The sequence below is a fragment of the Qipengyuania sp. SM2507 genome, from assembly GCF_053714505.1.
In genome coordinates, this window is sequence record NZ_CM132307.1 from 1992219 (window position 1) to 2007261 (window position 15043).

Here is a 15043-nt window from a genome sequence, read left to right on the forward strand (position 1 = left end):
ATTACCCTTCGGGTTGCACCGCCGGGCTGACCTGTTCGATCCGGTTTCCGACCCCGTCGCGCAGCATCCGCGGCTCGAGCACCGCCGAGGTTTCGACCAGATCGAGCGCCTGCTGCGTCGCGGCGTAGCGCTGCGCATCGGCGATCCAGTCTGCCGCATTGTCGGCGCCGGGAAGCTTGCTGACTTCCTCGATCGCCGCTTCGACGCGACCGCTTTCGAGGAACAGCCGCGCGCGGTCGAGCCGCCGCTCGGGTTGCGGCGAGGGCGTGGTTTCGCGGCGCACCACGAACAGTTGCGACAGTTCGTTGCGGATCAGATCCCACGAAAACTGGCGATTGCCCTCTGACAGGCGCGGCGCAATGCCCTCGAGCCGCGCGATCAGCTGGTCGAGCGTGACCGGATCGCGCGAATTGTCGATGATGGTGCGCACCGCATTGGGCAACGCATCGCCGAAGCGCAGCCGCAGCTGGTCGGCGAGGAAGCCGAGTTCGGCGCCCTTCTCGATCGCCCGCCGCGCGGCGAAAGCGATCAGCAGCCCTTCGGCGCGCGCGGCATTGCCCGCCGCCGCCTGCGCCTGAATATCGAGCCGCGCCAGCCGCTGTTCGGCCGCCGCGAGCCGCTGGTCGATCCCTCCCTGCTGTTCGGCCACCCGCTCGACCGCCTCGTTGGTCTGGCCGATGGCGGCGCTGGCGGTGGTGGAAGGGGTCGGGGTGGGTTCGACCTGCGCGCCATTGGCCGTCACCTCGGCGTCAGCATCCGGAGCCAAGACCCGAGCGGTTTGCTCCTGCGCCTGGGTCCAGCGATAGACGCCGAATCCAGCGAGCGATCCCCCCAGGATGAAGGCAGCAAGCACCGCGATCAGCACCGGACGCATCGAATCCCGCTTGCTCCGCTGTGTGGTGAATTCGTTCATATCTGCCTTTTTGCGATCCCGTCAGCCAGCACGTCCGGCGCCCTGCGCCTGGCGGCCCGCCCCGAGCATGTCCTTGCACAGAATTTCCGCCGATGCCAGCAGCGCGCCATCGTCCGGGGTCGGCGCGATGTGGAGCGCACGCCATCCCCGGCCCACCGACTTGAGCAGCCGCGGCCCGATCAGCACCGGCGCCAGCTTCGCGCGGTCGATCGCCAGCCGGGTGCATTCGGCAGCGAAATGGCGCGCGGTTTCGCCCGAATGAAGCAGCACCACCCCACCCTCGGCGAGAAGCGCGCGCGTCTCATTCTCGATCGGGAGATCGACCGCGCGATAGACCACGCGTTCGGTGATCGATAGCGCGGCGGGAGCAGCCAGCGGGACACGGCGCTCGCCGCACAGTCGCAGCAGCTTGGTCATGCTGCCCGGCAAGCCGTCTAGCACATTCTGCAGCCCACCGGTCCCGACCCGCTCCACGGTGAATCCCGCCTCGCGCGCCATCGCCGCGGTGGTGTCGCCGACCGCGAAGACCGGAAGTTGGACAAGTCGCTCCAGCCCCTCGCCCCCATGACGGAAGACATTGGCGCTACCGGCGAGAACAGCGTCGAAACCTCGCGGATTGGGGGCTATCCACACGACGGGCTCGATCCGGCTGAGGGGATGACCCGCCACCTGCAGGCCCAGCTTGCGTGCCGCATCGTCGGTCGCACTCCATCCCGGCTCGGGCCGGAAGACGAAGAGCCTCGGCGTCATGGCTGGCCGCTGAAGGATCCCGCGACGAGCGGAGGGGCTTGGGCCAGCAAGTCGCGCGCCAACTGGCGCGGTGGGCCCTCGTCGCCCGGGGAGAGCCTGGTGTCGCCCGCGATCCGAACCGCACCATCGGAACTGTAGATCGCGGCGCGCAGCACGATCTCCTCGCCCTCCCAATGGGTCAGCGTCGCGATCGGGCTGTGGCACGATCCGCCCAGTCCGGCGAGCAACGCGCGTTCGGCCATTACCTCGGCGTGGCTCGGCCCGTGGTCGATCGCCGCGAGCAGCGCGCGCATGACCTTATCGTCGGTCCGGCATTCGATCCCGATCGCCGCCTGCGCGGGTGCGGGCATCCATTCTTCGGGATCGAGCCGCACCCCGACGGCATCCTCGCCGAGCCGGATCAGCCCTGCGGCGGCAAGGAAGGTCGCGTGGACATCGCCCGCCGCCAGCTTGGCCATTCGCGTCGCGACATTGCCGCGAAAGGTCACCACCTTGCAATCGGGGCGCGCGTTGAGCAGCTGCGCCGCGCGGCGCGGTGCGCTGGTCCCCACCACCGCGCCCGGTGGCAATGCCGCGACGGAGCGCGCACCCAGCAGCCGGTCCGCGCGATCCTCGCGTTCGAGTACCGCGGCGATGAATAGCTCTGGCGGGCGGATGGTCTCGACATCTTTGAGCGAGTGGATTGCGGCATCGATCGTGCCATCGCCCAGCCAGTGATCGAGTTCGCGGGTCCACAGCGCCTTGCCGCCGATATCGGCCAGCGGAAGATCGCGAATCTTGTCGCCGCTCGCCTGCACCGAGACCAGTTCGATGGCCTCCTCGTCCCAGCCATGCGCAGCGCACAACCGCGCGCGCGTCTCGTGCGCCTGCGCCATCGCCAGCGGCGAACGCCGTGTGCCCAGCCGGATCGGGCGGTCGCTAAACGGAGGCGGGGTGTTGCTTTCAGGCATCGCGTTACCTTGCTCTAGCGTCGCAGGCCGCTAAGGGAAAGCGGCATGGGCTTGGTACTGGGCATCGAATCGAGCTGCGACGAAACCGCGGCGGCGCTGGTGACCACCGGACGCCAGATCCTCGCCCAGCGGATCGCCTCGCAGGATGCGGAGCACGCGCCCTATGGCGGTGTGGTCCCCGAGATTGCCGCGCGCGCGCATGCCGAACGGCTCGCCCCGATCATCGAGGGCGTGCTGGCGGATGCCGGCAAGACGCTCGCCGATTGCGACGCCATCGCCGCTACCGCCGGGCCCGGGCTGATCGGCGGGGTGATGGTCGGGCTGGTCAGCGCCAAGGCGCTCGCCATGGCCAGCGACACGCCGCTGATCGCGATCAACCACCTCGAAGGCCATGCGCTCAGCCCGCGGCTGGTCGATCCCGACCTCAAGTTTCCCTATTTGCTGCTGCTGGTCTCGGGCGGGCATTGCCAGATCCTTCGGGTCGAGGGCGTGGGCAACTACCGCCGGCTCGCCACCACCATCGACGATGCGCTGGGCGAAGCCTTCGACAAGACCGCCAAGATCCTCGGCCTCGGCTTCCCCGGCGGCCCCGCGGTCGAGAGGCTGGCAAAGCAGGGCGACCCGCGCGCGGTGCCGCTGCCACGCCCCTTGGTGGGAAGCGGCGAGCCGCATTTCTCCTTCGCCGGGCTCAAGAGCGCGGTGCTGCGCGCGCATGAGAGCGGCCTGCATAGCGCCGCTGACATCGCAGCGAGCTTCCAGCAGGCGGCGCTCGACTGTGTGCTCGACCGGCTCCGGATCGCCTGTGCGGCCACCGAACCGATGCCCGCGCTCGTGGTCGCGGGCGGGGTTGCGTCGAACCAGTCGATCCGCGCGGCGCTCGAGAGCTTCGCACAGGACAATGCCATGCGCTTCGTCGCCCCGCCGCCCGCGCTGTGCACCGACAACGCCGCGATGATCGCCTGGGCCGGCTGCGAGCGACTGGGCCAGTCCGACCCGCTCGACTTCGTCGCGCGCCCGCGCTGGCCGCTCGACCCGACGGCCGAGCCCGCGCGCGGTGCGGGGATCAAGGCATGAGGACGGTCGGAGTTCTGGGTGCGGGCGCATGGGGCACCGCGCTGGCGCAAATGCTGGCGAGCGATGGCCGCACCGTCCTGCTGTGGGCGCGCGAGACCGAACTGGTCGAGGAGATCAACGCGCATCGCACCAACACGCTGTTCCTCCCCGGCGCGCAGCTCGCGCCGACGATCCGCGCCACCGGCGATCTCACCGAAATCGCCGCGCTCGACATCGCGCTCGTGGTGACCCCGGCGCAGCACATGGGCGCGGTGCTCGGCGCCATGCCGTCCCATCCCGCCGATCTGGTGCTGTGCTCCAAGGGGATCGAGGCGGGCAGCGGGCGGCTGATGAACTCTGTCGCGCGCGACGCCGCGCCGGAATCGCAGATCGCGGTGCTCTCGGGCCCGACCTTCGCGCATGAGGTCGCCGCGGGGCTCCCGACCGCGGTCACGCTGGCCTGCGGCGGCGGCGAGGCGCAGTGGGAACGAATTTCTTCCGCAATCGCGCGCCCGGCCTTCCGGCCCTATTTCTCCGCCGACGTCACCGGGGCGGAGATCGGCGGGGCGGTCAAGAACGTGCTGGCGATCGCCTGCGGCGTGGTCGACGGGCTGGCGCTGGGCCAGAATGCCCGCGCCGCGCTGATCGCGCGCGGCTATGCCGAAATGCTGCGCTTTGGCGAGGCGCGCGGCGCGCGGGTCGAAACGCTCGCGGGGCTGTGCGGCCTGGGCGATCTGGTGCTCACCTGCTCCTCCACCTCGAGCCGCAATTTCTCGCTCGGCAAGGCCCTGGGCGAAGGGGAGAGCGCCGCGCAATTGATGAGCGATCGCAAGACCGTGGCCGAAGGCGCGCACACCGCGCCGGTGCTCGACCAGCTGGCGCGAGACATGAAAATCGCCATGCCGATCGTCGCCGCGGTTACCCGACTGCTCGGCGGTGCCGAGGCGCGTAGCGTGGTCTCGGACCTGCTCGCCCGCCCCTTGCGCGCGGAACGCGAGGGCTAGGCATGGCCAATAACCCGCCCGCCGCGCCGCCCCCCGCACCGGCCAGCGACGGCAGCGGCGATATCGCAGCCCTCGCCAAGGGCGGACAGACCAATTTCATCGGCTTCCTGCTGCGGCTCGCGGCGCGGTTGCCGTTCCTGTTCATCGCCGGTCGGCTCTACGGTGCCGAGGCGCTCGGTCGCTTCGCCTCGGCGCTGGTGGTGGTCGAACTGGTCGCGCTGCTGTGCTCGATGGGCGAGAAGCGCGGTCTCGCGCAGCGATTGTCCGAGGGCGAGAGCAAGGAGGTCAATCTGGTGTTCGACGGCATCCTGCTGGCGGTGCTGTTTTCGACCCTTGCCGCACTGTTCTTCTGGTTCGTGCCCGCGCCGCTGTTCCCCAGCGGGCAATACACCGTGCTCGATAGGTTGATCGTGCTCGCCATCCCCGCCTTCGCGCTGACCGAGATCGTGCTCGCGGCGCAGGCCTATCGCTACGACATCGCCACCACCGTCCGCGCGCGCGCGATCGTTGAACCCTGGACACTCTCGATCATGGCGGGCGCGCTCTATTTTATCCCGCAGACGCGCGATTCGGGGCTGTCGCTGGCCTATCTGATCTCGATCTACGCCGGGCTGCTGACAGGCCTGTGGACCTTCCTGCGCAGCTATGGCCTGCCGCGCGACTGGCGCCCGCATCCTGTCGCGATGACCCGGCTGACCACGCGCGCCTTCCCGCTGGCGATCGCCGATGCGATCGAATGGGGCACACGGCGGGTCGACATCTTCATCCTCGGCCTGTTCGCAGCTCCCGCCGCGGTCGGCGTCTATTATGTGGCCCAGCAGGTCGCCAGCCTGCCGCAGAAGCTCAAGACCAGTTTCGAGCCGATCCTCGGCCCGGTCATTACCAAGAACCTCAAGACCAAGAACTACGCCGCCATCGCGCAGCAGGTGTGCCAGGTCGGCTTCTGGATCGTCGCCGCGCAGGCCGGGATCGCGCTGGCGCTGGGCATGCCGGGCGAAGCGGTGATGGGGCTGGTGGGACCCAATTTCGTCGGCGGCACCGGTGCGCTCGCCTTCCTGCTTGCCGCCGAGGTCGTCGCGGCGACCGCAGTCGTGTCCGAGGCGGCGCTGGTCTATGTCGCGCGGGTCCGCAATCTGTGGATCTCGATCGGGACGATCGCCTTCCAGGCCGCGCTCACCGTCGGGCTGATCATGCTGGTCGAACGGGCAGAATATGGCGAACCCTACAAGGCGGCGGCAGCGGCGGTGGCGCTGATGATCGCGCTGGGGCTGGCCAGCCTGGTCAAGGCACGGCTGCTCGCGCGCATTCTCGGCCATCCGGTCAACAATTGGCGCTGGGCGCTGGTCTGGGCCACCGCCCCCGCCGTCGCGGTCGGCTATCTGGTCACATTCCTGCCCGAATGGGCCGAGCTCACCCTTGGCATTCCGGCGATCCTGGTGACCTATGGCTGGGTGATCTGGCATCGCGGTTTCGGCCCCGAAGACCGGGTGCTGTTCCGCCGCAACATGGGCGGCGAGCCCGAAGAGCAGGTCGATCCCGCAGCCAAATGAGCCGAATTCACCGCGCATTCACGGCGCGATGCAAGGATGGTCGAACCTTTGGGGAGGACCAAGGCATGAGACCGCTGCACCTGCTGACCGCCTGCGCCGCCGGAGCCCTGCTGGCAGGGTGCGCGGCTTCTTCCGCTGACGAGCGGATCGTAACCACCGGCGCGCCAGCAAGCGGTAAAGCGGATATGCGGCGGGTGCCGCCCCCGCCACCTCCTCCGCCGCCACCTCCCCCGCGCGGCATGATTTCAGCAGCGCCGGTGATGGTCACCGGTGCGCGCGTCACACAGGAAGCAGCGGTACCCGAAGCGGCTAGCCAGCCGATCGAGACAAGCTACCGCTATTTCCCGCCGATCATCGTCCCGACCGAACCCGATCGCGAACGCTACGACGCCGAGGAAGTCTCGCCGGTCAAGCTCGTCGCAGCGGAGCCGGTCTCGACCTTCTCGGTCGATGTCGACACCGCCGCCTATGCCAACGCCCGGCGCTTCATCAAGGACGGGCAGATGCCCCCGGCAGCCGCGGTGCGGACCGAGGAATTCATCAACTACTTCCGCTACGATTACGACGCCCCTCGCGCGCCCGCGCAACCATTTGCGGTCGACATGGATGTCGCCGCGAGCCCGTGGAACGCCAAGAGCCGCCTCGTCCGGATCGGACTGTCGGGCTACGAGATGCCCGCGCTGGAGCGCCCGCCCGCCAATCTGGTGTTCCTGCTCGACGTCTCGGGATCGATGAACAGTCGCGACAAGCTGCCGCTGGTGAAGACCGCGCTGCGCAGCCTGGTCAACCAGCTGACCCCGCAGGACCGGGTCTCGATCGTGGTCTATGCCGGTGCCGCGGGCCTCGTGCTCGAGCCGACCAGCGACGCCACGGCGATCCGCAACGCGCTCGACCAGCTCGAGGCGGGCGGATCGACCGCGGGCGGTGCCGGGCTGGAGCTTGCCTATCGCATCGCCGAGGACAACCGCATCGAGCGCGGGGTCAACCGGGTGATCCTCGCCACCGATGGCGATTTCAATGTCGGCCTTTCCAGTCAGGACGCGCTGGTCGAGTTGATCGAGCGCAAGCGCGAGGCGGGCACCACGCTTACCGTGCTGGGCTTCGGTCGCGGCAATGTGAACGATGCAATGATGGAGCAGATCGCCGATCACGGTAACGGCAATTACGCCTATATCGACAGCGCACTCGAAGCTCGCAAGGTGCTCGGCGAGCAGATGGGCGCGACGATCTTCACCATCGCCAAGGATGTGAAGATCCAGGTCGAGTTCAATCCCATGGTGGTCAGCCAGTACCGCCTGATCGGCTACGAGAACCGCGCGTTGCGCGAACAGGATTTCGACGACGACGCGGTGGATGCGGGCGATATCGGCGCGGGGCATCAGGTCACCGCTCTCTACGAGGTGATCCCCGCAGGCACCGAAGGCTGGATCGCGCAGCGCCGCTACGAGACCCCGACCGACCCCCGCGCGCGCAACCTGGCCGCCGAAGCCGCGCATGTGAAACTGCGCTACAAGCTGCCCGATGGCGACACCTCGACGCTGGTGGAATACGTCCTGCCAGCGTCGGCGCTCGCCCGGCCCGGCGCGCCGCATGGCGATTTCGCCTTTGCCGCCGCGGTGGCGGGGTTCGGGCAGAAGCTGCGCGGCGATACGTTGCTGGGCGAGTTCTCCTATGCCGACATCGCGACGCTCGCAGGGGGGCAGGACGATTTCTGGCGGCAGGAATTCATCCAGCTGGTCAAGGCCGCGCAGGCGCAATCCGCCAGCGATTAGGAAAAGCGCAGCATCAACCCTTCCGCTTCGGCGTGGCGGTCTTTAGAGCGGCGCCATGGCCAAGCGTACGCCCATCGTCCTGCTCGCCGGCGCCGCGCTTGTCGCGGCGCTCGGTTATTGGGGCGGTGCGCGCCATGGCGAAGCGTTTCTCGCCGCCAAGCAGCCGGTGGTGGCGCAGACCATCGCCGAGGCCCGCGGCGCACCGGTGCGCGCGCGGATGACCAATGCGGCGGCATCGCCCACCCGCCACCTGATTCTGGAAAATGCCGAGACGCTCGACGAGGCGACCCGCGCGCGGGTGGCGCGGGCGGTGGCGCGGGTCCCGGGGGTCGGCGGCGTGTTCTGGGCCGATGGCAGCGCCGCCGCGCAGGCCGAAGCCCCGCAATACACCCCGCTCCACTGCCAGGAGGATGTCGAGGGCTTGCTGCGCTCGCGCACGATCCGGTTCGAAGGCGGCTCCTCCGCGCTGGTGCGCGCGAGCCAGGTGCTGCTCGACGAGGTTGCCGAGGCGCTACAGCCCTGCCTGGGTTCGATCATCGCGGTCAGCGGACACACCGACAATTCGGGGCCCGAGCCGGGCAATCTGGAACTCAGCCAGGAGCGCGCGGTGGCGGTCCGCGAGGCGCTGATCCGCCGCGGCATCCCCCGCGACGGCTTGCGCGCGCGCGGCTACGGCTCGCGCGAGCCGGTCGAGGGGCTGGCACCCAGCGACCCCGCCAATCGCCGGATCGAATTTTCCGTCATCGCGACCGAACCGCTCGTGCCCACCCCCGTCGACACCCCGGGAGCGCGCTGACATGCCGATCTGGTTCGAGGTCACCGTGCTGATGCTGGTTGCCTATGGCGCCGGCGTGCTGCTGGGCTGGATGATCTGGAACAGCGCCGCCGAGCCGAGCGTGGACCCACAAGAAGGAGACGACCTGTGATGGAATTGATCGAAGCCAATTGGCCGCTGCTGCTGGTCGCCTTCCTGATCGGACTGGCGCTCGCCTTCTTCCTGTTCAAGGCCAACCGCCGGACACGGGTCACGGGCGACACCGGCGATGTGCTCGACGAAGGTGCCTCGCCCGCCGCGCGCAATCAGGCGCTGATCGATTCCGGACAGGTCGCCGCCGTCCCTCCCGAAACCGTCCCTCCCGAAACCGTCGCTCCGGCGCGGCCGGCATCCCCGGCGTCCCCCGAGATCAAGCCGGCCGAGCGGGTCGAGGCGCCGCAGCCGGTGGTTCCGCCAACGCCCGCGGACTTGGCGGGCACGGGCGCCGCGGACGCCTCCGGATCAACCCAGGCAACCAGCGACGACCTCACCCGCATCAAGGGCGTCGGGCCCAAGCTCGCGACCCGTCTGGGCGAACTCGGCGTGACCGGCTTTGCCCAGATCGCTGCGTGGGACGAGGCCGCGCTCGACCGCGTGGACGCCGAACTGGGCCGCTTCCAGGGCCGCATCCGCCGCGACAATTGGGTCGAACAGGCCCGCTTCCTCGCCAATGGCGATACCGCCGGATACGAGACCCGCTTCGGCAGGCTCGACTGACGCGCACCGGCCCGAAGGAACCCGACCCGCTTTCAAGCATTGATTTCGAAAGGGTTCGCGCCAGTTCGGAAAGGACGCTCATGCGACAGCCGACAATACTTGTCGCCGAAGATGAATCGATGATCGGCTGGGATCTTCGCGATACGGTCGAAGAGGCCGGTTATACGGTCGAAGGCCCCTTCGTCGACATCTCCTCCGCCATGCTTTCCTATCAGAAGCACAAACCCGATCTCGCCATTCTCGATGTCCAGTTGAGCGACGGCAATGTTTTCCCCCTGGCGGAGCAGCTGATGGCGGAGAACATCCCGGTGATCTTCCACTCGGGCAATTACCAGCCCGACGAGGTGCACAAGCGCTTCCCCGGCTCGACTTCGCTGTCCAAGCCCTGCCCCCCTGCCGATATCATCCAGTCGGTGAGGCAGGCGCTCGCCGACTGACAACCGGCCGCGCGCCGCTGCGCAGGCCCGACGCAACCCCGGAACAGCGCGCGCCCTCTTGATGCTGCGCGGCAAGCCTGCCATCGCTCCTACCGCTACCAAAGGAGAACACATGGCCGGCATGGCGCCCTTCGCCTGGGACGACCCCTTCCAGATCGACGACCAGCTCACTGAAGAGGAGCGGATGATCCGCGACGCCGCGCGCGGTTTCGCCCAGTCCGAACTGCAACCGCGCGTGATCGAGGCTTTCTCCAAAGAGATCGACGCGCCCGAGCTGTTCCCGCTGATGGGCCAAGCCGGGCTGCTCGGCGCCACCATCCCCGAGGAATATGGCGGCGCGGGCGCGGGCTATGTCGCCTACGGGCTGATCGCGCGCGAGATCGAGCGGGTCGACAGCGGCTATCGCTCGATGGCCAGCGTCCAGTCGAGCCTCGTGATGTATCCGATCCATGCCTATGGCTCGGAAGAGCAACGCCGCAAATACCTCCCCGGCCTTGCCAGCGGCGAGCTGATCGGCTGTTTCGGCCTCACCGAACCCGATGCCGGCTCGGACCCCTCGGGCATGAAGACCGTCGCGAAAAAGGACGGCGACGGTTATGTGCTCAACGGGTCGAAGACCTGGATTTCCAACTCGCCCTTCGCCGATGTCTTCGTGGTCTGGGCCAAGAGCGAGGCGCACGGCGGCGGCATTCGCGGCTTCGTGCTCGACAAGGGCAGCGAGGGGCTTTCCGCGCCCAAGATCGAGGGCAAGATATCCCTGCGCGCCAGCACGACGGGCATGATCGTGATGGACGACGTGCATGTCGGCGCCGACGCGCTGCTGCCCGATGTCCAGGGGCTCAAGGGTCCGTTCGGCTGTCTCAACCGCGCGCGCTACGGCATCAGCTGGGGCGCGATGGGCGCGGCGGAATTCTGCTTCCACGCCGCGCGGCAATACGGGCTCGACCGCCACCAGTTCGACCGCCCGCTCGCCGCGACGCAGCTGTTCCAGAAGAAATACGCCGACATGATGACCGACATCGCCATGGCGCTGCAGGCGTCCCTGCGCGTCGGGCGGCTGATGGACGAGGGCAGGTTCGCCCCCGAGATGATCTCGATCGTCAAACGCAACAATGTCGGCAAGGCGCTCGATATCGCCCGCGTCGCGCGCGACATGCACGGCGGCAACGGGATTTCCGAGGAATATCAGGTCATCCGCCACATGGTGAACCTCGAGACGGTCAACACCTACGAAGGCACCGCCGATGTCCATGCGCTGATCCTGGGCCGTGCCGTGACCGGAATCGCCGCCTTTGGCTGAGGGGACGGCCATGAAACTGCACGGATACTACCGCAGCTCGACCAGCTACCGCCTGCGCATCGCGCTCGAGCTCAAGGGCATCGCTTATGAGAACATTCCGGTAAACCTGCTCCAGTCGGAGCAGAAGGACCCGGCCTTCACCAGCCGAAACCCTTTCGGCAGCGTGCCTCTGCTGGAAGCCGATGGCCGCGACCGGGTGCAGTCGGTGGCGCTGATGGAATGGCTCGACGAGGCTTACCCTGAGCACCCGCTGCTGCCCGCCGATCTGGAACAGCGCTACACCGTGCGCGAGCTCGGATATGCCATCGCCACCGAGCTCCACGCCCCGCTCAACCTGCCGGTGCTCAAATATCTCAAGGACCCGCTCGGTCACGACCAGGCCGAGATCGAGACCTGGTACCGCCACTGGCTGGCGCGCACGCTCGAGCCGGTCGAGGCGCGGCTGGCGCAGCTCGGCACCGGCGATTACCTGTTCGGGGCGCCGGGCTTCTTCGAAGCCATCCTGCTGCCGCAGGTCTACAACGCGCAGCGCTTCGACTTCGATTTCGGCGACAAGCCGCACATCGCGCGGATAGAACGCGCCTGTCTCGCGTTGCCCCAATTCCAGCGGGCGCATCCCGACGCCCAGTCCGACAGCCCAGACAAAGCCTGATCCCCATTCGACCCGAGAGGAATTGAGATGAAACTCGCCACCCTGAACGACGGAACCCGCGACGGGAAACTGGTCGTCGTCTCGAAAGACCTCACCCGCTATTGCCCGGCCGACAACATCGCGCCCACGCTGCAGGCCGCGCTCGACGACTGGGCCAATTGCGCGCCGAAACTGCAGAACCTCTACACCGATGTCGAACACCAGACCGTGCCCTGCGAGCGCTTCCACGAACGCGAGGCGCATTCGCCGCTGCCGCGCGCCTATCAATGGGCCGACGGGTCGGCCTACATCAACCACGTCGAACTGGTCCGCAAGGCGCGCGACGCCGAGGTGCCCGAGAGCTTCTATCACGACCCGCTGATGTATCAGGGCGGCAGCGACAGCTTCCTGCCCCCGCGCGCCGATATCCCGCTGGGCGACCCCGCCTGGGGCTGTGACATGGAGGGCGAGATTGCCTGCATCACCGACGATGTCCCGATGGGCGTGAGCAAGGCGGATGCGGCGGGCCACATCAAGCTGGTGATGCTGGTCAACGACGTGAGCTTGCGGGGTCTGATCCCGGGCGAGCTCGCCAAGGGCTTCGGATTCTTCCAGTCCAAACCCTCGAGCGCGTTCTCGCCGGTCTGCGTCACCCCCGACGAACTCGGCGATGCCTGGCGCGGCAGCGTGATCCATCTGCCGCTGGCCGTCGACTACAATGGCGAGCCGTTCGGCCGCGCAGACGTGGGCCAGGACGCGACCTTCACCCTCGCCGATCTGGTCGCCCACGCCGCGAAAACCCGCCCGCTGGGCGCGGGCTGCATCATCGGTTCGGGCACGATCTCGAACAAGGGCGAGGATGGCGGCCCGGGCAAGCCGGTCTCCGAGGGCGGGCGCGGCTACAGCTGCATCGCCGAAATCCGCATGATCGAGACGATCTACGAAGGCGAAGCGAAAACCCGCTTCATGCAGGCGGGCGACACCGTCCGGCTCGAGATGAAGGACAAGGACGGCCACTCGATCTTCGGCGCGATCGAACAGAAGGTGGTCGAAGTCTGAGGGGGACCGAGCGCCGAGAACTGGCGATCAATTGCCCAACAGCATTGGGGACCATCCCGTAAAGGACCGGTTCCGGGCTGTGGTGGTCAAAGGTCGGGTGGCGGTTTTTGGGGTGGAAAGCGGACATTGTGTAGACTAGCCTGACCCGTCGCTATGCGGGGTAGATAGGATATGCGGCGCGACCGTCGGCTTCTCATTGCAATGCTGCTTTTCTTGGTCGCACTTGTCGCGGGCATAATCCAAGCTTGGATCGTTAACCTCTACATCTTCGCGGCGGTTATGGGGCAGCAATATTGGAATCAGTTCACCGATTTTTTCGGAGTCGAGCCAGTGGTCGGGCCAAACCAAGCCTGCTTCGACTACTGCGCGCCCTCATTACCCTTCGCCGCAGGTTGGGTTGGAATCGCGGCATTTGTCGCGGGCTGGATCATGGTCGCGCATGCATGGTGGAAGCCGACGCGCTAAGAGCATACCCGCAACGTCAGCAAGTGGGTCGTTAGCTGCTAGACAGCTTTTGGCACAGGATCCCAACAAGCAGCCAGTCTCGCTTCCGGTGAGTTTCCGCTGAGGAAAACATCCGAAATAGAGGTGGCAACCTGCCATCTCGTCTTCCCGGGCTCGATGCAGGGTCCTGCTCTCCTCATTGCGGGGAAGGCAGCGGGACCCGGGGCGAAAACCATGAGGGACCTCCGGAAAACTTTCATTTTCCTACACGAACTCGCCTCGCTAGCCTCGCTCCGGTTCTTTCTTACCGTCAATCGATCCCCGGGGATCCTCGTGAGCTCATCCGGGAGCGCAGGGGGATGTGTTTCATCAACCAACTCGCCCGAATCAGGCGTACTGGACGCAAAACGGCCGCCGAATTGCTGTCCGGCGGCCGTGTATTGGAGGCAACGGGCAGTCCGAAATTACATCGAGCGGGCGATCACCATCCGCATGATCTCGTTCGATCCGCCGAAAATCCGCGTGATCCGGCTGTCGCGATACATCCGCGCGATCGGGTAGTCGTTGATATAGCCCGAGCCGCCATGCAGCTGGAGGCATTTGTCGACCACCTCGCTCTGCAGCTCGGTGACCCAGTATTTGGCCATGCAGGCGGTGGGCACATCGAGCTTGCCCTCGAGATGCTTGGAGATGCAGTCGTTGACGAAGACCCGCGCCGCGGTGCCCTTCGCCTTGAGGTCGGCGAGCACGAACTGCGTGTTCTGGAAGTCCCACACCGTCTGGCCGAACGCCTTGCGCTCCTTGACGAATTCGACCGTCACATCGAGCGCGCGCTCGATCCCGCTGATCGCGCCCATGGCGATGATCAGGCGTTCCTGCGGCAGTTCGCCCATCAGCTGGTAGAAGCCCTTGCCCTCGACCCCGCCGAGCACGTTCTCGGCCGGAACGAAGACATCGTCGAAGAACAGTTCGGAAGTGTCCTGCGCATCGAGCCCGATCTTGTCGAGCTTCTTGCCGCGCTGGAAACCCTCGGCCCCCTCGGTCTCGAACAGCAGCAGCGAGATGCCCTTGGCGCGTTCCTTGGGATCGGTCTTGGCGACGACGATGATGAAATCGGCGATCTGGCCGTTGGAGATATAGGTCTTGGCGCCGTTGAGGCGATAGCCATTGCCATCTTTCAGCGCAGTGGTGGTGATGCTCTGCAGATCCGAGCCGACCCCCGGCTCGGTCATGGCGATGGCGCTCACCAGCTCGCCGCTGACCAGCTTGGGCAGGTAGCGCTTCTTCTGCTCCTCGGTCCCGTGGCGGACCAGATAGGGCAGGATCACGGTGTTGTGCAGGCTGGCGGCAAAGCCGTCGACATTGTGTTTGCCCTGCTGGTCGATGACCACCATGTCGTGGCGGAAATCGCCGCCATGGCCGCCGTATTCCTCGGGCACCGAGACGCCGAGCAGGCCGGCCTCACCGGCCTCGTTCCAGAACTCGCGCTCGACCTGGCCGTCCTCGCGCCATTTGGCGACGCGCTTTTCGGGAGCGTGCTTCTCGTAGAACTTGCCGACGGCATCGGCGAAGATCGAAATTTCCTCGTCTTCCATGAATGCGGGCGGCGGAATGTCGATGACGGGCATTGGGTTGTAATCCTCTCTCAA

The 15043-nt window shown here is 67.1% G+C and carries 16 protein-coding genes; 12 read left to right on the forward strand and 4 right to left on the reverse strand.

Annotated features, from left to right (window positions below):
- Nucleotide 1 precedes the first annotated feature (1 nt).
- The 3 genes from ACWIKC_RS09730 to hemC are packed head-to-tail and all read right to left on the reverse strand — an operon-like array spanning nucleotide 2 to nucleotide 2613.
- Nucleotides 2-913, reverse strand: coding sequence for a hypothetical protein (locus tag ACWIKC_RS09730; protein ID WP_454597306.1), 912 nt, complete (start codon nucleotides 911-913; stop codon nucleotides 2-4).
- Nucleotides 914-934: 21 nt separating this feature from the next.
- The gene (locus ACWIKC_RS09735) at nucleotides 935-1663 is read right to left on the reverse strand and encodes a uroporphyrinogen-III synthase (protein ID WP_454597307.1); all 729 of its coding nucleotides are present in this window, start codon (nucleotides 1661-1663) and stop codon (nucleotides 935-937) included.
- Nucleotides 1660-2613: a hydroxymethylbilane synthase gene (gene hemC, locus ACWIKC_RS09740; RefSeq protein ID WP_454597308.1), complete on the reverse strand. Its 954-nt coding sequence runs from the start codon at nucleotides 2611-2613 to the stop codon at nucleotides 1660-1662. Before hemC ends, ACWIKC_RS09735 begins: the two co-directional genes overlap by 4 nt.
- A 45-nt stretch (nucleotides 2614-2658) precedes the next feature.
- On the opposite strand from hemC, the gene tsaD reads away from it, so the two are divergent.
- The 12 genes from tsaD (at nucleotide 2659) to ACWIKC_RS09800 (ending at nucleotide 13415) form a co-directional block, all read left to right on the forward strand.
- Nucleotides 2659-3687: a tRNA (adenosine(37)-N6)-threonylcarbamoyltransferase complex transferase subunit TsaD gene (gene tsaD, locus ACWIKC_RS09745; RefSeq protein ID WP_454597309.1), complete on the forward strand. Its 1029-nt coding sequence runs from the start codon at nucleotides 2659-2661 to the stop codon at nucleotides 3685-3687.
- On the forward strand, nucleotides 3684-4670 hold the full coding sequence (locus ACWIKC_RS09750) for an NAD(P)H-dependent glycerol-3-phosphate dehydrogenase (RefSeq protein ID WP_454597310.1): 987 nt from the start codon (nucleotides 3684-3686) through the stop codon (nucleotides 4668-4670). Before tsaD ends, ACWIKC_RS09750 begins: the two co-directional genes overlap by 4 nt.
- A gap of 2 nt (nucleotides 4671-4672) precedes the next feature.
- Complete coding sequence (locus tag ACWIKC_RS09755) at nucleotides 4673-6220, forward strand: lipopolysaccharide biosynthesis protein (RefSeq protein WP_454597311.1); 1548 nt, start codon at nucleotides 4673-4675, stop codon at nucleotides 6218-6220.
- A 65-nt stretch (nucleotides 6221-6285) separates the two neighbouring features.
- Nucleotides 6286-7992: a vWA domain-containing protein gene (locus ACWIKC_RS09760; RefSeq protein WP_454597312.1), complete on the forward strand. Its 1707-nt coding sequence runs from the start codon at nucleotides 6286-6288 to the stop codon at nucleotides 7990-7992.
- Nucleotides 7993-8047: 55 nt separating this feature from the next.
- Entirely contained in the window at nucleotides 8048-8788 is a 741-nt protein-coding gene (locus tag ACWIKC_RS09765) for an OmpA family protein (protein WP_454597313.1), read from the forward strand.
- Nucleotide 8789: 1 nt separating this feature from the next.
- On the forward strand, nucleotides 8790-8918 hold the full coding sequence (locus ACWIKC_RS09770) for a hypothetical protein (protein WP_454597314.1): 129 nt from the start codon (nucleotides 8790-8792) through the stop codon (nucleotides 8916-8918).
- Nucleotides 8918-9523: a hypothetical protein gene (locus ACWIKC_RS09775; RefSeq protein WP_454597315.1), complete on the forward strand. Its 606-nt coding sequence runs from the start codon at nucleotides 8918-8920 to the stop codon at nucleotides 9521-9523. Before ACWIKC_RS09770 ends, ACWIKC_RS09775 begins: the two co-directional genes overlap by 1 nt.
- 80 nt (nucleotides 9524-9603) lie before the next feature.
- A complete protein-coding gene (locus tag ACWIKC_RS09780; protein WP_454597316.1) occupies nucleotides 9604-9960 on the forward strand; it encodes a response regulator in 357 nt (118 codons plus the stop codon).
- Nucleotides 9961-10081: 121 nt separating this feature from the next.
- Nucleotides 10082-11260: an acyl-CoA dehydrogenase gene (locus ACWIKC_RS09785; RefSeq protein ID WP_454599480.1), complete on the forward strand. Its 1179-nt coding sequence runs from the start codon at nucleotides 10082-10084 to the stop codon at nucleotides 11258-11260.
- 10 nt (nucleotides 11261-11270) lie between these two features.
- A complete protein-coding gene (gene maiA, locus ACWIKC_RS09790; RefSeq protein ID WP_454597317.1) occupies nucleotides 11271-11912 on the forward strand; it encodes a maleylacetoacetate isomerase in 642 nt (213 codons plus the stop codon).
- A 27-nt stretch (nucleotides 11913-11939) separates the two neighbouring features.
- Nucleotides 11940-12950 carry a fumarylacetoacetate hydrolase family protein gene (locus ACWIKC_RS09795; RefSeq protein WP_454597318.1) on the forward strand — a complete coding sequence of 337 codons (1011 nt, stop codon included), beginning with the start codon at nucleotides 11940-11942 and terminating at the stop codon, nucleotides 12948-12950.
- A gap of 201 nt (nucleotides 12951-13151) precedes the next feature.
- A complete protein-coding gene (locus ACWIKC_RS09800; RefSeq protein ID WP_454597319.1) occupies nucleotides 13152-13415 on the forward strand; it encodes a hypothetical protein in 264 nt (87 codons plus the stop codon).
- A 443-nt stretch (nucleotides 13416-13858) separates the two neighbouring features.
- Here ACWIKC_RS09800 and ACWIKC_RS09805 read toward each other — a convergent pair whose 3' ends face one another.
- Entirely contained in the window at nucleotides 13859-15022 is a 1164-nt protein-coding gene (locus ACWIKC_RS09805; protein ID WP_454597320.1) for an acyl-CoA dehydrogenase family protein, read from the reverse strand.
- Nucleotides 15023-15043: the final 21 nt, after the last annotated feature.

Bases quoted from the DNA above. Each gene is read 5' to 3' on its own strand.
- ACWIKC_RS09730 (WP_454597306.1), bottom strand. From the start codon at position 913: ATGAACGAATTCACCACACAGCGGAGCAAGCGGGATTCGATGCGTCCG.
- ACWIKC_RS09735 (WP_454597307.1), bottom strand. From the start codon at position 1,663: ATGACGCCGAGGCTCTTCGTCTTCCGGCCCGAGCCGGGATGGAGTGCG.
- hemC (WP_454597308.1), bottom strand. From the start codon at position 2,613: ATGCCTGAAAGCAACACCCCGCCTCCGTTTAGCGACCGCCCGATCCGG.
- tsaD (WP_454597309.1), top strand. From the start codon at position 2,659: ATGGGCTTGGTACTGGGCATCGAATCGAGCTGCGACGAAACCGCGGCG.
- ACWIKC_RS09750 (WP_454597310.1), top strand. From the start codon at position 3,684: ATGAGGACGGTCGGAGTTCTGGGTGCGGGCGCATGGGGCACCGCGCTG.
- ACWIKC_RS09755 (WP_454597311.1), top strand. From the start codon at position 4,673: ATGGCCAATAACCCGCCCGCCGCGCCGCCCCCCGCACCGGCCAGCGAC.
- ACWIKC_RS09760 (WP_454597312.1), top strand. From the start codon at position 6,286: ATGAGACCGCTGCACCTGCTGACCGCCTGCGCCGCCGGAGCCCTGCTG.
- ACWIKC_RS09765 (WP_454597313.1), top strand. From the start codon at position 8,048: ATGGCCAAGCGTACGCCCATCGTCCTGCTCGCCGGCGCCGCGCTTGTC.
- ACWIKC_RS09770 (WP_454597314.1), top strand. From the start codon at position 8,790: ATGCCGATCTGGTTCGAGGTCACCGTGCTGATGCTGGTTGCCTATGGC.
- ACWIKC_RS09775 (WP_454597315.1), top strand. From the start codon at position 8,918: ATGGAATTGATCGAAGCCAATTGGCCGCTGCTGCTGGTCGCCTTCCTG.
- ACWIKC_RS09780 (WP_454597316.1), top strand. From the start codon at position 9,604: ATGCGACAGCCGACAATACTTGTCGCCGAAGATGAATCGATGATCGGC.
- ACWIKC_RS09785 (WP_454599480.1), top strand. From the start codon at position 10,082: ATGGCGCCCTTCGCCTGGGACGACCCCTTCCAGATCGACGACCAGCTC.
- maiA (WP_454597317.1), top strand. From the start codon at position 11,271: ATGAAACTGCACGGATACTACCGCAGCTCGACCAGCTACCGCCTGCGC.
- ACWIKC_RS09795 (WP_454597318.1), top strand. From the start codon at position 11,940: ATGAAACTCGCCACCCTGAACGACGGAACCCGCGACGGGAAACTGGTC.
- ACWIKC_RS09800 (WP_454597319.1), top strand. From the start codon at position 13,152: ATGCTGCTTTTCTTGGTCGCACTTGTCGCGGGCATAATCCAAGCTTGG.
- ACWIKC_RS09805 (WP_454597320.1), bottom strand. From the start codon at position 15,022: ATGCCCGTCATCGACATTCCGCCGCCCGCATTCATGGAAGACGAGGAA.